The organism is Nocardia sp. NPDC052566, from assembly GCF_044547285.1.
Taxonomy (GTDB): Bacteria; Actinomycetota; Actinomycetes; order Mycobacteriales; family Mycobacteriaceae; genus Nocardia.
Map to the genome: position 1 here is coordinate 411,539 of NZ_JBIUAF010000002.1, position 15,400 is coordinate 426,938.

Genomic DNA, 15,400 nt, shown 5'->3' on the forward strand with positions numbered 1-15,400 from the left:
CCGCCGAAAATAAGGAGCCGCTCCAGGTTGGAGTGCTTATTGTGGAGACCGTGAGCGCTGAGCGCCAAGAGCCGACAGGGACTTGGCCGCCCGAGTGGTTCGGCAGTGCCGAGGGAGACGGGACCGCCTACGGAGCGACGAGTGAGGAACTGCTCGGCGACGACTTCGGTTCAGACCCTTAGCCGCCGGAGTCGAATGATGGCCAGGGTCGGGTGCGGCGCATCGTGTGCGTGCACAGCAAGACGAGGTCGATTCCTTCTCGGATGAGATCGGCTTCGGATCGGCCGGACGCTGCTGCGGCCTGCTTCAGACGTGCCGCTTGCTCGGGCTCGAGATATACGGTCGCCTTGGACTTCACAGGACGCAGGGTACGACGTGCCTAGGCCAGTCGCGGCACAAAGGGATCCAGGTCATCGACCTTCCCGGTCCAGTCGAACTCGGCGGTGAGACGCACGATCCGAACGGCACCGTCAACGTCGGCATGCATCGGCACACGCATCGCAGCGCTGTCAGTCGTCGTCCTCTTCGCGATATTCATCGAGTTCGGCCTGGTATTGGCGGCTGACCAGTTCCAGCACGACGATAGCGTCGCTGGCCGTCAATCGGATGACTATCTTCGGCAGGTCCCACCCGAGCATTGCGTCATCACCTGCTTCGCGGCGTGTCGGCGTGCCGAGGGTGTCGGTCAACGCTTGGCCCAGTTCGACAAAGCAGTCATTCACCTCGCGTTCGACGAGGGTGTACGGTGCCTCGGGATCGGCGAGATCGGTGGCGTAGATCGATACCAGATCGATCTGCCGTTTCATCAGATGGACTGGGGCGACGGGACTGTTGACCGCGAAATCGGTACGGATCCAAGGAGATATGTCCTCTCCCTGGACAAGTTCCCACCCCGCCGCCGCACAAAAGGGTTCCAGGTCATTGACCTTCCCGGTCCAGTCGAACTCGGCGGCGAGACGAGCGATCCGAACCGCACCGTCAATATCGGCATGCATGCGTGTAGGTTGCTTTTCTATTCGGGTCGGCCGAGGCGATGGTTAACCAGGCGAATGTGCTTTGTCGCAGTTTATCTGTCGACCTGCCATCTCCTGTTGGTCAGTCTTCGTCTTCGGGTTCAGGTTCGTCCAGCTCGGCCTGATGTTCGCGGCCGACCAGGTCGATATAAACCGCGCGGAGGCTCCTGACCAATTGAATTACGATCTTGGGTAGGTCCCATCGGAGTGTTTCATCGACGTCGATATCGATGTCGTGACGTGTTGGCGCGCCTAATATTTCGGTCAACGCTCGGCTCAGATCGGTGAAGTGCGCTCGCATTTCAGGTTCGACTTCAAGGGGTATGAGGTCGAGGGGTGCGACGTCGGTGACGTAGATCGACAGGTAGTCCATCCGCTGCTTGCGCTGGTGGATGGTGGCGAGGGGTCGGTTCACGGTGAGGTTGGTCTGGATGACGGGGATCTTGCCCTCTTCGTGGAGGATTTCCCATCCGGCTGTGGCGCAGAATGGTTCGACGTCGTCGATCGTGCCGGTCCAGTTGAACTGCGCGGCGAGACGGGCGATACGGATCGCGCCCTCGGTATCGGCATGCATGCGTGTAGGTTACTTTCTGCTCAGAAGGCCGACGATGTCGGAGTCGGAGATTTCGAGAGAGCCTGGTGTCTATAGGAGGTGGGCTCCGTATCCCGCTACCAGGGCGGCTTCTCGGGCGCTGGGTTGCCCGGTGTCTGCTGCTGGGACATTGATATTGACTACGACCGATTCGTCGAGCTTGTTGCTGTTGCCTGGCGCCCACAACAGGGCGAATGTGCTTGTCGCGGCTGGCCTTTCGATCGCGGGCGTGCGCTTGTCACTCCTCGTCTTCGGGGTCAGGCTCGTCGAGTTCGGCCTGGTATTGGCGGCCTACCAAGTCGATATAGACCGCTCCGATCCCTTTCTTTGATCGAATGACGATCTCGCCCAGGTCCCACCGGAGGACGTTGTCGGCGTTGTCATGCGTCGGTCCGCCTAATGTTTCGGTCAACGCTCGGCCCAGATCGGTGAAGTGACCTCGCAACTCAGATTCGATTTCTAGAGGTATGAAATCGGGGGCGGGGGCGTCGGTGACGTAGATCGACAGGTAATTCATCCGCTGCTTGCGCTGGTGGATGGTGGCGAGGGGTCGGTTCACGGTGAGGTTGGTCTGGATGACGGGGATCTTGCCCTCTTCGTGGAGGATTTCCCATCCGGCTGTGGCGCAGAATGGTTCGACGTCGTCGATCGTGCCGGTCCAGTTGAACTGCGCGGCGAGACGGGCGATACGGATCGCGCCCTCGATGTCGGCATGCATGTGCGTAGGCTACTTTCTGCTCTGGTCGGACGAGACGTGAGACCGGCAGTCTAGGTTGGGCGCTCACCACAGATGGGCTCCATATCCCGTCGTCGCGGCAAGTTCTCGAGCGCTGGGCTGCCCCGGATCCGCTGCTGGGATCCGGATATTTACCACGACCGACTCATCGATCTTGTTGCTGTTCCCCCGTGTCCACAGTGGGATCAGGGGCCCGACGACAGCCGGGATGGCGACCGTTGCCCAGCTGTTGAGGTTGTTCAAGCCCGGCGCAGCCAGATCGCCGATCCACGACAAAGGCGTTGAAATGCTCTGGGCGATTGGCGTCGCTGCGACGGGTGATCCGCTGGCGGACGGTTTAGGTTGTGCGAGGGTGAACTCCTTCGCGGTTTGCGGATCGACTGCGTAGGAGGTGATCTTTCCGGTCCCTGGTTCGGTGTGGACCACCATGTAGTCGAAGTCCTGTGTTCCTTCGCGCAATTGCTTCGCCAGGGCGGGATCATATTTCTCCAGTGCTGCCATGGGACCTGACTCCGGGCGCAGGAACTCATCCTGAGCGTAGGGCAGGGTGCCCTGCTCGAAGTCCAGCTTGTTCCCGCCCCCTATATCGACTTGCCGGGTGCTGAAACTGTTCGGTGCCTTGCCGCCCTTGTACTCCAGCAAGACGATGCGTTTGGTGCCGTCCGGTGCCGTGGCGATGGCGACCCGGTCCGCGGTATATCCTCTCGAACCTCGGTATATGATCTCCATCTTGGCGACATTCTCGACGTAGTAGTCGCCGCCGATCTCGCCCCTGGCCTCAGACAGTGCGGTGATTCTCCCCTTCTCTTCAGTGACATCGCCGGCCAGCTGCTCAAGTCTCGCGGTAGCTACATCATTTGGCGCGAGGCGACCGGAAACCTGCAAGTTCTCAACGGTATCGTCGAGCTTCGACCGTGAGAGGTCTTTGATCTCGACGTCTCGCCATGTGCCGTCAGGCATCTTGAGTTTCAGGTCCCGGGATTTGATCAATGCGTCGAGGTCGGATAGATGCCGATCACGGGCTGCCTTCGCGGCGCCCTGCATTGCGTCCAATTCGCCGAGCCTAGATCGCACTTGGGCAGGTAAATCCGTGACGGTGAGGGCATCAATGGATTCGTCCTTGAGCTTTCCGCGCATGACGACGGCGGAGGACGCGCTGTCCCACTCCGGTTTCGGGACCCGATTGCCTGTTTTCGCGTCTTGCCAGAACACGCGACCTAGGCTGTCGATTCTGCGGTCGATACCCGGGGGCACGGTCTTGCCTGGCGGTAGTGGGGGCAACTCGAACTTGGCGGGCACCGCACCGGTTGCCCCCGGCTCTGCCTGTCCACCGCTGCCGTGCTGGCCGGGTCCGCGCTGTGGGATCTGGTTGCGGGGACGCTGTGGCCCGAGTGGAAAGGGATCTAGGCCGGGACCGAGAACTCCGTCGGGCTGAGGTCGGTTCCACGGGTTGTTGCTGGGTCCCCGGGGTGGTGGCACCTTGACCTGCGGCGCGGTGGGAACCGGTATGCCCTCGCGTGTGTTCCATGGCAGTTCATTGGGTTTGGGGTAGTCGAGGATGGCGGGTGTGCCGCCTTCACCGGTGCGGATGCCTGCGCCAGGTGCGACTTCGTAGGGACGGGCGGGGTTGGGGACGTGGAGGGAGTTTCCGGTGTCCCAGGGGTGGTAGAGGGTGCCAGCGCGCTCGGTGTTGAGTGCGGCGCGCTCGGCGTCGGTGAGTGCGGCGAATTCGGCTTCGCTGAGGGCTTTGTTGCCGACCCAGCGGGCGCCTGTGCCGATGCCTTTGCCGAGGTTGGACAGTATGGCGATGTCGGCGCCGGGGACCAGGGTCACCGTGGCCCACGCCGCGCCCCAGGCGGCTCGGCCGAAGTTGCCGGTCTCGAGTCCTTCGGCGAGGTTGGTGAGGCCGGTCATCTCACCGAGGAAGTTGCGGAAGTCGACTTCGTTGAATTTGTGGTTGGGGTTGATGTAGGGGGAGTTGTCGGTGACAGAGGGGCGTCGTGGGTCGGTGCCGTAGAGCTTCGGGGTGCTGCCGAGGGCTTTGGCCTGGTCCGGTGGCAATAGCGGGGTGCTGCTGCGCTCGAGGCGGTCACGGGCCTCGAAGGCGTTGCGCCACACGACGGTCTGCACTTCGTCGGCGGGAACACCAAGGGCCAGTAGCCGGTTGACTTCGGCTTGGCGGGCCGGATCCTCGTGTGCGGAATACTGCAGGCTGGCCGCGAACTGGTCTTCGTCCTGGTTCTGTTTGGTGTAGGCGTGCAGGCCGAGCCGAGTTTGCGCGTCTTTTCGGAGTTGTTCGCTGCGCTTGTCGAGCGGACCTGTGGTGTTGGCCAGCGACAGGTCGTTGACCAACTGGACCGCGTTGTAGCCCGGCCCCGGCAAGACGGTGGTGCCGTCGGCCAGTCTCGGCAGAGCGCCCTGGTTCCAGTGGCTGTTGAGCCGGTTGGCCGCGTCCGCCTTCGCGCGGGCGAGCGTGTCGGCGCTCTCTATGGTTTGCGAGCCCGAGACGGTCTGATTGACCAGCGCGATATCGCGATCGCGTTGCTCGGGACTGTATTTCGAGTCAGTTGCGAAGTAACCGGCCAACTGCTGAGGGGAATAGGCGACATTCGGCTGCGACCGAGAAGGTTTCGCGCCCGGCACGGTGACGGTGGTTTGCTCGCCGGTCAACCCGTTCGCCAACGGTACCGACTCGTTCTGCATGGTCATACCGCTCGGCAGGGTCAGAGTCTGCCCATCCTTGGCCGGACCGCTGTCGACCAGCGCGACCACATCGGGCAAGCTCGCCGGACCTGGCTTCTGTGGCTGCTGAAGTTGGTTGGGCGGCAACAAACCCAGGCCCTGGGCCATCCGTTGCTGCTCAGGAGTCAGCGCCTTGGGCCCGTCCGGCTTCGTCGGCGCAGGTTCCTGTCGTGGCTTGCCTTGACTTTCAGCGATCGACGGTCCGTAGACGGGGTCTCTGGGGGCCACGATGGATACCTCGATCTTTCGTACAGAAAGCCGCCCTGAGGACGGTCGATGACGGAAACAGCAAGTGCCGCACTCGATCCGGAGGAACGAGTGCGGCACTTGGCTTTTCAGGGGTGGGATGGTCGGTGCCAGCAGGCGACAACAGACCCGCGGCATCCGCCGGACAACCAACGGTGTCGCCGCGACACGATCAGCTGGGGCGAGTGTCTGACCGACGCTGACCCGCTAGTCGTTGACCTTGAAGAGGTTTCGGAGGCGCGTCAGACAGGACGCCACAGGGCGAGGGAACGTCCTGGTGCGCGAACCTTCGTGACCTCGGTCTCGGGGAGTGGCCGAGGCCACGAAACAATGACCTCAAAAGTCCTGCAAATGAGGGGAATCCCGGAGATATCGGGATGAGGGCGCACCTCTGGCGCTGCAGAAAGCTTCACCAAGCGTGGCAGCATGTCAAGCCCTGCATACATGAGCTGGCATCTCTGACGGCTTGTAGCCTATCGCCGAGCACTGTGACAGATTGCGAAGAAGTAGTGAACAGCGCTGGTAGAAGGCCTTTTCGGGTTAGCGGTTCAGCGCATGGTTGCAGGGTGCGGCGCGCTTAGGGGCAGAGGTAGGTTTTGGCGGCGGCGCGGATTTCTATTTGGCCCGCGGGGGTGAGGATGCCGTGGTCGGCCAGGTAGCGCTCGGCTTCGGTGCGGCCGTCTTCGGTGGTGAGGTCGGTGCGCTGGCAGATGGTGCGGCCGAGGGAGAGTAGTTCGGTGTCGGCGATCGCGTTGGTGCCGATGGTGTCGGCGTCGGAACGCTGTTTGAGCGCGTCCACGTAGGAGGCGTCGGGGCCGGAGTGGGCAGGCTCGTCGGCGCGGGTGAGGACGAACGCGGCGATCGAGATCCCGGCCAGTGCGGCGACGGCGACGACGGCCAATACGACGATGCGGGTGCTGCTCGGTTTCGCCACCGGTGATCTTCCTCGAGGTCTTTCCCGGAAATGCCCGGATTAGTCGTGACGGTAGCGATGCGATTGCTTTATTGGCAAACCTGAGCGCTAAACGTGTTGTAAGCCACGATTACCTGGAAAGTCCTGGCCGCGTGCGCATCTCGGAGAAGTTGCTGAAAATTCTGGCGACTATGTGACATCGCCGTGCTCGTGGCTGCTGGGCGCATATGGAATTTCTGTCGTCGAATCCGTTGGTAATACGGCGTAAACCGCATCCTCGACCCGGATCGCCTAGTTGGACAGTGTACGAATGTGCGCTAGTCGCCGTTCGGGTGTGGCGACGCCCGCCGGGCTCGAGGTACCTTTCCTGTACGCGTACGAAAAAGAATCAGGAGAGCGATGAGCACCATCGACCTTGCCGAGGCGGGGGAGCGGTCCGCGCCGCCGAGCGTCACGGCATTGCTGCGCCCCTTCGCCCCGGGCTTCGGCGCCGTTGTCCTGCTGCAGGTCATCGGCGCGCTCGCGGGACTGGCGCCGCTGCTCGCGGTCGTCGAACTGGGGCGAACTCTGTTGTCGCCCAGCCCGATCGATCACGGCCACGTCTGGACGGTGGTGCTGATCGGAGCGATCGGGCTACTGGTGCGGCTGGTGTTCACGGCCGCGTCGTCGGGAGTCGGGCACCTGCTCGACGGCCGAGTGCAGCTGTCGTTCCGCAGACAACTGGCCGCGCGGCTGGGCGGCGCGCCGATCGGCTGGTTCTCCCGGCGGCGGACCGGCGAACTGGCCAAGGTGGTCGGGCAGGACGTGAACACCGTGCATCCGCTCATCGCCCACACCCCGGGCGAACTCGTCGCCGCGTTCGTGGTGCCGCTGGTCTCGCTGGGCTACCTGTTCACCGTCGACTGGCGGCTTGCCCTGATCACCATGATCCCGGTGCTGCTCGCGGTCGCGCTGATCCCGCTGATGATGACACCGAAGCGCAACCGCGAACAGGTGGAGCTGGACGCGGCCATGGAGCGGATCTCCAGCGCCGCAGTGGAATTCGTGCAGGGCATCGCGGTGGTCAAGGCGTTCGGCGGCGGTGACCGCGCCCATCGCGAATTCCGCGCGGCCGCCGACGATTTCACCGACAACTTCCTGCGCTGGGCGATGGGTCTTTCCGGACCGGCCGCGGGCCTCGCGCTGGTGCTGTCACCGCCGTTCGTCCTGGTTGTCGTGCTGATCGGCGGCACGGTCCTGATCACGAACGGTTCGATGGCCGCGGTGGACCTGCTGCCGTTTCTGTTGCTCGGGCTCGGTATCACGGCCCCGGTCGCGGCGCTCGGCCACGGCTTCGACGAGGTGCAGGCCGCCAGGCGCGCGGTCGGCCGGATCAGGGAAGTGCTTGCGGTGCGGCCACTTCCGGAACCGGCGCACCCGGTCCCGGCGCACGGGCATCGGGTCGAGCTACGCGACGTTCGCTTCGGCTACGACGCCGAGCACGAGGTGTTGCGCGGAATCGACCTGGTGCTGGAACCGGGCACGATCACCGCGATCGTCGGGCCCTCCGGCAGCGGAAAGTCCACGCTGGTACAGCTTTTGCCGCGCTTCTTCGATCCGGCCAGCGGCGCGGTCCTGCTCGGCGGTGTCGATCTGCGCGAACTCGGCAGCCGCGAGCTCTACCGCAAGGTCGCCTTCGTCTTCCAGGATGTTCGCCTGCTGCGCGCGTCCGTCGCGGACAATATCGCGCTCGCGGTACCGCACGCCGATCTCGGCGATGTGGTCCGGGTGGCCAGGCTCGCGAATATCCACGATCGGATACTCGAGCTGCCGAACGGCTACGAATCGGTGATCGGGGTGGACGCCGAGCTGTCCGGCGGTGAGGCGCAACGGATCTCGATCGCGCGCGCACTGCTCACCGACGCACCCGTGCTCGTCCTCGACGAGGCGAGCGCCTTCGCCGACCCGCAGACCGAGCGGGCGGTGCGTGTCGCGCTGGCGACGCTGTCGGCGGACCGGACGATCCTGCTCATCGCCCACCGCATGGAGACGATCGCGGACGCCGACACCGTCGTCGTCCTGGAGGACGGGGTGATCGTCGAGCGCGGCAGGCCCGCCGAATTACTCACGCACAACGGAAAGTTCGCCGCCTTCTGGCGGTCGCACCGGACACAGGGAGACGAACTCCGATGATTCGCATGCTGTTACAGGTGCTCGGAAGCGAGTACGCAGGGCCGATCCGCCGCACGGTGACACTGATGACTATCACCGCGATCGCCGAAGGGCTGTCCTACGCGCTGCTGGTTCCGGTGCTGCGCGCGCTGTTCGGGACCACACCCGCCGACGCCTGGCCCGCGCTGCTCGCGTTCTGCGCCGCGTTCGCGGTCTACGCGGTGCTGCGCTACCGCAGCGATCTGTCCGGATTCCGGGACGCGGGTGCGGGATTGCGCGGTCTCTACCACCGGTTGGGTGATCACCTGGCCCGATTGCCGATCGGCTGGTACACCGCAGGCCGGGTCGGGGAGGTATCGGTGCTCGGCAGTCAGGGCGTCCTCCAGGCGATGAGCGTGGTCGCGCACCTGATGGCGCCGCTGATCTTCGCCAGCGTGACACCGCTGACGATCGTCGTCGTCATGCTGGCGTACAACTGGCAGCTGGGGTTGGCCGCCCTGGCCGCTGCGCCGATCGTGGCGGCGATTCAGCTGTGGACCGGCCGTGCGATGGCCGCCACCGACGCGGAGCACAGTGTGCGCAACGACGAGGCCGCCGCGCGAGTCATCGAGTATCTCCAGGTCCAGCCGGTGCTGCGGGTCGGTGGCCGCGGCGCCGAACGCTTCGGGCTGCTCGACGACGCGCTGTCCGGACTCCAGCGCGCGGCGCGGCGTTCGACGCTGTCGTCACTGCCCGGCGTGCTGGGCCTCACGCTCACGGTGCAGGCGATCTTCACCGCGCTGCTGGCACTGGGCGCATACCTCGCGATCGGCGGAAGTGTCGGCGCGGCAGAGGTTTTGGCGATCCTGGTGCTGGCAGCACGGTGCGCCGACCCGCTGCTCTCGCTGTCGGATGTCGGCGGCAAACTGCGCGGCGCCCGCGCCGAGCTGGCCAGGCTCGATACGGTGCTGCGCACCCCGCCGCTGCCGGAGCCGAGCGCACCGATCCGCCCGGACCGCCACGACCTCGCGTTCGAATCCGTCGGCTTCCGGCACGGCGATCGCACGGTGCTCGACCACCTGTCACTATCCGTGCCGCAGGGGCAGCGGCTGGCCGTCGTCGGACCGTCGGGTGCGGGCAAGAGCACCCTGCTGCAGTTGCTCGCCCGGTTCTACGACGTGGACGCGGGCGCGGTGCGGATCGGCGGCGTCGATGTGCGCGCGATCAGTACCGAGGTGCTGATGGCGCAGATCGCCATCGTCTTCCAGCACGTCTATCTCTTCGACGGCACGATCGAGGAGAACGTGCGGCTCGGCCGTCCGGATGCCACCGAGGCCGAAGTGCGCGCGGCGGCGAGCGCGGCGCGGCTGGACGAGGTGATCGCGCGGCTGCCCGGCGGTTGGGCGGCGAAGGTCGGCGAGGGTGGCGCGCTGCTGTCGGGTGGTGAGCGCCAACGGGTTTCGATCGCGCGGGCACTGCTGAAGGACGCGCCCATCGTGCTGCTGGACGAGGTGACCTCGGCGCTCGACCCGGTCAACGAGGCGGCCGTCCACGAGGGCGTCGAGCGCCTGATGGCGGGGCGGACCGTGGTGCTGGTGGCGCATCGGCTGCGGACCGTCCGGCGGGCGGATCACATCGTCTTTCTCGACGGCGGCCGGATCGTCGAGCAGGGCAGCCACGACGAACTGCTGCGCCGTGGCGGCCGCTACACCGATTTCTGGCATCTCGCCATGGCGCCGAGCGAATAGCTATCCGTTCGGGCGCCGGCCGGGATCGTCCCGAATCGCGTCGTTGAACTGGGTGATGGTCATCGTGAGGATACGACTCAGCCGCACGCCCGGACCGATTCCCCCGACATAGTAGGCATCCGGATCGCGTTCGAGCACATAGCGGGCCGAGTCGCTGTCGATCGGTTCGCGGCGCACCCCGTCGGCTACCTCGTTGTACCAGTTCAACAGCGGCGCCATACCGGTGCGGTCGCGGAACATGGTGCCGACGATGAATACGACCGCTTTCACCGCGTCCTCGTAGCGGCTGTAGAACGAAGGCTGTCGATCCCCTTCGCGCGGAACGGATTCGGTAACGGTGTACCCGCCGGGCACCGCCGCAATGGAGTATCCGACCTCACCGTACCGACCGACCACGACACTGCCGTCGTTCCAACGGATCGGCATGAACCAACCGAACTCCAGTGCGCGGGAGGAGTATTCGCTCAGCCAGTAGTCCATGGCCTCGGCCAGGAGTACCACTTGACCGTCGGTCACCGACTCTGGACCGCCCGTACCCGGCTGTGTCATTTCAGAAATCCTATCCTTCTCAATTCTGCGAGCACCGGACCGCTGAAAGTCGATGGCGGAATAATGTATACCTGCAATCCGCCGCCGGCCTGCTCGAAGCCCGGTGCCACCCGACCGAGCTGCAGCGTCCAATCCGCGGGTAACGGCACATTCGTTACCTCGTAGCTATGGTAGGGCTCCTGTAGTGAGTTCGGCGGAAGCGCGCGGTCGCCGAATGGGCTGTCCTTCGGCGCCAGGTACCGGCCGAACTCGTTGCCGAATCTGTCGAACTGGGTGCCGGGCGCGGGCCTGTAGTCCGGATCAATGATGATCGGGTCCCCGCTCGGCGCTAGTTCGAACCCGTTCTTTTCCGGATAGTTCCATGCTCCTGGTCTGTCCGGTGCATATTTGGGGGCTGGAACACTTGGGTCCCAGTATTTCCCGGCGAAGTCTTCCGGTGACAGCGTCCCGTACGGCCGGTAGTCGGAGGGGATCACCCCGGGCGGGACCTTCGGGTCGATGAGGTCCGGTCGCGGCTGAGCGTAGGGGGGTAACGCCTTCGTGTCGGGTAGGTCCGACAGCGTATAGCCGCCGGAAGGTTTCCCGGTTCCGCCGAATTTGCCCGGGATCTTGATCGGTATCTTCGACGTCGCGATGCCTACCGTGGCGTCGAAGGTGAGCTCGCCCGCCATTCCCCATGGGTCGGCTGCCCACCGATTCGGGTCGAGTTGCGGGATGGTCTCGTAGAGATCGGCCTGTGGGTTGTACTGGTAGCCCGTTCCGGTGACCGGGTTGTAGGTCGCGGCGGCGTACGCCGATTCCTGGGCGGCGCGGAACGGGTAGGACAGGATTCGGTAGGTGCCATAGCCGAGCCCCTGCCAGGATTCGGCCACACCGTGGCTGCCCAGCCCGAACAGTGATCCGGCGCTGTCGGCGGCCCGTCCCACACCGTCCGCGAATTTCTTCGGGCCCGAACGAGTATCGGTCGGCCCTGCACCGTCGGTGATACGACCCGAGCGGTCGAAACTCTGCCAGGACCCGTCGTTGCCCGTGGTCTTGCCGGAACCGTCGGCGTTCAGCGTGGTGGTGAAGATCGTCCCGTTGACACTGTCGAAGACCACTTTCCCCGTACCGTCGGGATTACGTGTCGTCCAGGTATCGCCCTGTGCGGTTCGGGTCCACTCGTAAGTGGTTCCGTCCGAACGGTATTCGGTATGTCCGATCCACCGGCCTTCCTTGTCGAAGGCGTTCTCCTGAACGATCCCGTCCTCGAGATACCGGTAGGACTGGTGACCGGTCTTGGGATCGCTGGTGACCATGACGGGGTTGTCGTTCCCATCGGTATACACCTCGACCTTGCGGCCGTCTTCCAATGTGCGCCAACCGGTTCCGTCGTTTTTGACTTGACCGGTCACCGTATTGGTGATGCCGCCTTCGCCGTCCGATCCGCCGTTGAGATAGGTGGTGTTGCCCTGGTTGTCGCGCACCGCGCTGTTCCAGTACCCATCGGAACGCTGGTCGCCGTAGACAACACCGGTCTGGTTGCCGTTGCCGTCGTAGGTGGGTGTCGCGGTGTGCTGGTAGTCGGAACTGGCGCCCCATTCATGACTCGGCGTACCCGAGGTCGAGGCGCCCTTGTCGAACGATTGCCCGTACACCGCGGTGTCGGATGTGTCCTTCGACGAGTAGGACGCGGTCCCCGAGCTGTCATCGTTCCAGCGCTGGTAACCGCCCTGGCCGTTTTCGGTGATGCGGGAATTGGTGAGGCCGCCCTTGCCGTCGGGGATGGTCTGGTCGACGGTTTGGGTGCCGTTGCCCATCGGGATGTGGTTGGTGACCGTGCGGCCATCGGGCAGCTGCGTCGTCCAGGTATCCCCCTCTTGGCGTCCGGTCACGTCCGGTTTGCCGAACGGATCGGTATCCGGGTCGGCGAGGATCGGATAGGCGCTGTCGGCGTCCGGCTCGATGTGTTGCACGAGCGTGTCACCATCGGTCTCGTACCAGGTGCGTACCGGGCGGCCTAGCGCGTCATAGGCCCATGGCGCCTTGGTGTGGGACATGATCTGCCCCTCCGCGTCGAGCACGTCGACCGACCCGTCGGGGTTCTTGCGTAGCTGCCCACCCGGCGGGACCTGTTGCGGGAAGCGGTATGTCCGTGGCGCGGCGGGATCGGTCATCAGGATGAAGGTCTGTTCGCCGCCCCATGGCTTGGTGATCGTCAGTTGGTGGGATGCGGCGGCGTTGCGCGGTCGGAATGCGGGTGCGATGAATGCCGCGGCACCGGCCAGCAGCAGCAACGGGATTCGTTGATCGGGGCCGTCGCTGGGCTCGGCAGCCGTGCTGTGGTCTTTGGATTCGGTCGGAGTCGAGGGTGTGGGCACGGTCGTGGTCGGCACCGGCGGAATTGGTGTTGGTGTGTCCGCTGCTTGCGGTGCGAGTGGCGGGGTCTCGGTTGGCTGCGGAGGTGCGGCTGGGATTGGTTGTGGTGCAACTGTTCCCGGCGCCGGCGCGGCTGGGGGCTGGTTGCCCGGCAGGCCTGGTGTCTCGGCGCCGGGGGCCGGGACGATGGGGGTTCCGTTGCCGGGTGCGATGGGCGGCGGTACCAGTGCTCCGGGGCCGATCCCGCCGCCGTTACCCGGTTGGCCGGGGGTTTGTGACGGTAGTGGCGGTGGGGTGGACAGGGTGGGTGGGCCGCCCGGTGGTGGTTGGGGGGTGTCGATGCAGGGCCAGCCGGGGTGCATGGCCTGCCATTGTTCGCAGGGGATGTAGCCCTGGGCGGTGGCGTGCGGTGTGCCGGTGAGCGCGGCGAAACCGAGGCCGAGGCCGGTGGCGGTGATAGCGAGGGTGAGTGCGGTGCGCCTGGTGAGGTGGGGGTTCATCGGCGGTTCCGGCGGGCCTTGGTTTGGTCGCGCAGGGTGTCGATGCCCCACCAGGTGAGTCGTCCGGCGAGGGACATGAAGAGGAAGAAGGCCAGGTAGACCAGGATCGCGCCGTAGTCGTCGGCCCATCCGGGCATCCGGTTGAGGTTCGCGAACGCCACGATCAACAGCAGCAGACCCAGCGCGGTAGCGCCGATCGCGGCGGTGGTCGGGCTGATCGGTTCGGCGGTGGCGGCGTGCTGGGCGGTGCGGTTGGTCGCGGGGGCGGCGGTCTCGTTCATGGTCGTGCCTCTTCTTTCTGAGCCCTGGCATTCACGCCTGCCGGGGCATGCGGGTGCGAGGGATCAGAGCCAGATGGGGTCGCCGTAGACGGTGATGCTGTTGTCCGCGGTCGGGGTCGAGATCGCGGCGGTGGCGAAGGAGCGGATGGTGACCGGGCCTGCGCAGGCGTCGACCTTGATTTCGACTTGGCCCGCGGCGATCGAACCCTGTGACTCGGCTAGGGGTTTGGAACCGAACGGCACGGTGGCGATGGCGCCGGGTTTGAGGGTGGTGGAGATGTTCGGGTTCACCGATGCCTGCCCACCGATGTTCACGCCAGGGAACTGAGAGATCGTGACGCTGGCGTTCGGGCCGATCGAGAATCCCAGACCAAGGGTGAGGCCGTTGGAAACATCGACCGCGCAACCGATCTGGTATCCGAGGGTGATGGTGCCCGCGGTGACCGGCCGACGGCCGCTGCCGGTGATCTCGGCGAGTGCTTCGAGGCTGACGAAACCCTCACGGCTGACCGGGGAACCGGCCAGATTCGGCCAGCGATCCAGGGTCTCACCGGTCTTGGACACCGACAGGGTCCAGCCATCGCGGGTGACGACCTGGCGATACTTGTCGGCGATCGGATCCGCACCCGCCGATCCCGCAGCCCACACACCCATCAGCAACACCGCAGCCAGCATGCCGATACCGGCGGCGATGGTAGGTCGCGTCGTCATCGCGAAGCCCCCCTCCACATCTAGTTAACTTTCAGCAAACATGATGCAGGTTGGCATGCTTCGGAGTCGGGCGCTAGGTGATCGAGACGCTCATCACTCGAGCGCGCCTGATGTGGCGTGCGTCACGTTCATTGTCACGTCGCGCGAAACCCATTCAGGGACTACCTAATTGGCGTGACGGGCGGGGCGGAAGCAGGCCGTTCACCAGTGCCGCCAAACCGGCGCGATGGGTGTCGCGCGTGGTCAGCTCGGTCCAGCGGTCGGCGATGGCGGCGATGGTGGGGAGGTCGGCGCTGCCGAGGTGGGCCAGGGCGTCGTCCTTGGCGAGCGGTCCCTCGGCGCGTGCCTTGCTGCGTTCCTGGTTCGCGCGGATCACGAGACTGCCCACGATGTAATACCACATGCTGCGGTAGACATCGACGGCCTGTTCGGGGGTGCAACCGCATGAAACCGCCGCCGCCATCACCACTTCCACCATCGGCATGGCGGTCGGCACGATGTGCGCGTCGGAGGCGAGCACTTCGATGATCCAGAGCCGTTCGGACAGACCCTCGTAGAGCGTGCACGCCGCTTCGAACAGCCGCTCGCGCGGGTCGTCCGAGAACACGCGGCGCGGAATATGCCGCGCGTGCGCCTCGAGCACGAGCAGCAAGAGCTCGTCCTTGTCGCGCACATGGTGATACAGCGCCATCGGCGTGCTGCCGAGCTCCTTCGCCAGCCGCCGCATCGACAGCCCGTCCGACCCCTCGGCACGCAACACCCGATCGGCGGCCGCGACGATGGCCTCCTGCGACAACCGCGCGGGCCGCCCGACCTTTCCCTTGCGCACCGCATCTCCGGACATCCGACCATCTTCCCCCACGGCAGGCTCACCACGGACG

The 15,400-nt window shown here is 65.2% G+C and carries 14 protein-coding genes; 3 read left to right on the forward strand and 11 right to left on the reverse strand.

All coding sequences use genetic code 11. The features are described 5' to 3' along the window. Window positions 1-178: 178 nt before the first annotated feature. The 6 genes from ACIG5A_RS09235 to ACIG5A_RS09260 form a co-directional block, all read right to left on the reverse strand. The gene (locus ACIG5A_RS09235; RefSeq protein ID WP_397239593.1) at window positions 179-358 is read right to left on the reverse strand and encodes a ribbon-helix-helix domain-containing protein; all 180 of its coding nucleotides are present in this window, start codon (window positions 356-358) and stop codon (window positions 179-181) included. Between the two features lie 151 nt (window positions 359-509). Next, window positions 510-995 carry a DUF6301 family protein gene (locus tag ACIG5A_RS09240; RefSeq protein WP_397239595.1) on the reverse strand — a complete coding sequence of 162 codons (486 nt, stop codon included), beginning with the start codon at window positions 993-995 and terminating at the stop codon, window positions 510-512. Between the two features lie 100 nt (window positions 996-1,095). Next, entirely contained in the window at window positions 1,096-1,587 is a 492-nt protein-coding gene (locus ACIG5A_RS09245) for a DUF6301 family protein (RefSeq protein WP_397239597.1), read from the reverse strand. Between the two features lie 256 nt (window positions 1,588-1,843). Then, complete coding sequence (locus tag ACIG5A_RS09250) at window positions 1,844-2,323, reverse strand: DUF6301 family protein (protein WP_397239599.1); 480 nt, start codon at window positions 2,321-2,323, stop codon at window positions 1,844-1,846. 63 nt (window positions 2,324-2,386) lie between these two features. Continuing rightward, the gene (locus ACIG5A_RS09255) at window positions 2,387-5,311 is read right to left on the reverse strand and encodes a hypothetical protein (protein ID WP_397239601.1); all 2,925 of its coding nucleotides are present in this window, start codon (window positions 5,309-5,311) and stop codon (window positions 2,387-2,389) included. Window positions 5,312-5,906: 595 nt separating this feature from the next. Further along, complete coding sequence (locus ACIG5A_RS09260; protein WP_397239603.1) at window positions 5,907-6,263, reverse strand: hypothetical protein; 357 nt, start codon at window positions 6,261-6,263, stop codon at window positions 5,907-5,909. Between the two features lie 2 nt (window positions 6,264-6,265). Between ACIG5A_RS09260 and ACIG5A_RS09265 the strand changes: the two genes are divergently transcribed. The 3 genes from ACIG5A_RS09265 (at window position 6,266) to ACIG5A_RS09275 (ending at window position 10,120) form a co-directional block, all read left to right on the forward strand. After that, complete coding sequence (locus ACIG5A_RS09265; RefSeq protein ID WP_397239605.1) at window positions 6,266-6,439, forward strand: hypothetical protein; 174 nt, start codon at window positions 6,266-6,268, stop codon at window positions 6,437-6,439. Between the two features lie 202 nt (window positions 6,440-6,641). Continuing rightward, complete coding sequence (locus tag ACIG5A_RS09270; protein WP_397239607.1) at window positions 6,642-8,414, forward strand: ABC transporter ATP-binding protein; 1,773 nt, start codon at window positions 6,642-6,644, stop codon at window positions 8,412-8,414. Window positions 8,415-8,479: 65 nt separating this feature from the next. Next, the gene (locus tag ACIG5A_RS09275) at window positions 8,480-10,120 is read left to right on the forward strand and encodes an ABC transporter ATP-binding protein (protein WP_397239609.1); all 1,641 of its coding nucleotides are present in this window, start codon (window positions 8,480-8,482) and stop codon (window positions 10,118-10,120) included. Here ACIG5A_RS09275 and ACIG5A_RS09280 read toward each other — a convergent pair whose 3' ends face one another. From ACIG5A_RS09280 to ACIG5A_RS09300, 5 genes are all read right to left on the reverse strand, one after another. After that, window positions 10,121-10,669 carry a hypothetical protein gene (locus ACIG5A_RS09280; protein ID WP_397239611.1) on the reverse strand — a complete coding sequence of 183 codons (549 nt, stop codon included), beginning with the start codon at window positions 10,667-10,669 and terminating at the stop codon, window positions 10,121-10,123. Then, complete coding sequence (locus ACIG5A_RS09285; protein WP_397239613.1) at window positions 10,666-13,527, reverse strand: glycohydrolase toxin TNT-related protein; 2,862 nt, start codon at window positions 13,525-13,527, stop codon at window positions 10,666-10,668. The genes ACIG5A_RS09280 and ACIG5A_RS09285 overlap by 4 nt, the downstream gene beginning before the upstream one ends. Further along, window positions 13,524-13,808 (reverse strand): hypothetical protein, encoded by a 285-nt coding sequence (locus ACIG5A_RS09290; protein WP_397239615.1) that lies wholly within the window; start codon window positions 13,806-13,808, stop codon window positions 13,524-13,526. Before ACIG5A_RS09290 ends, ACIG5A_RS09285 begins: the two co-directional genes overlap by 4 nt. Window positions 13,809-13,871: 63 nt before the next feature. Further along, a complete protein-coding gene (locus ACIG5A_RS09295) occupies window positions 13,872-14,519 on the reverse strand; it encodes an MspA family porin (protein WP_397239617.1) in 648 nt (215 codons plus the stop codon). A gap of 154 nt (window positions 14,520-14,673) precedes the next feature. Continuing rightward, window positions 14,674-15,363 carry a TetR/AcrR family transcriptional regulator gene (locus ACIG5A_RS09300; protein ID WP_397239619.1) on the reverse strand — a complete coding sequence of 230 codons (690 nt, stop codon included), beginning with the start codon at window positions 15,361-15,363 and terminating at the stop codon, window positions 14,674-14,676. Between the last annotated feature and the right edge of the window lie 37 nt (window positions 15,364-15,400).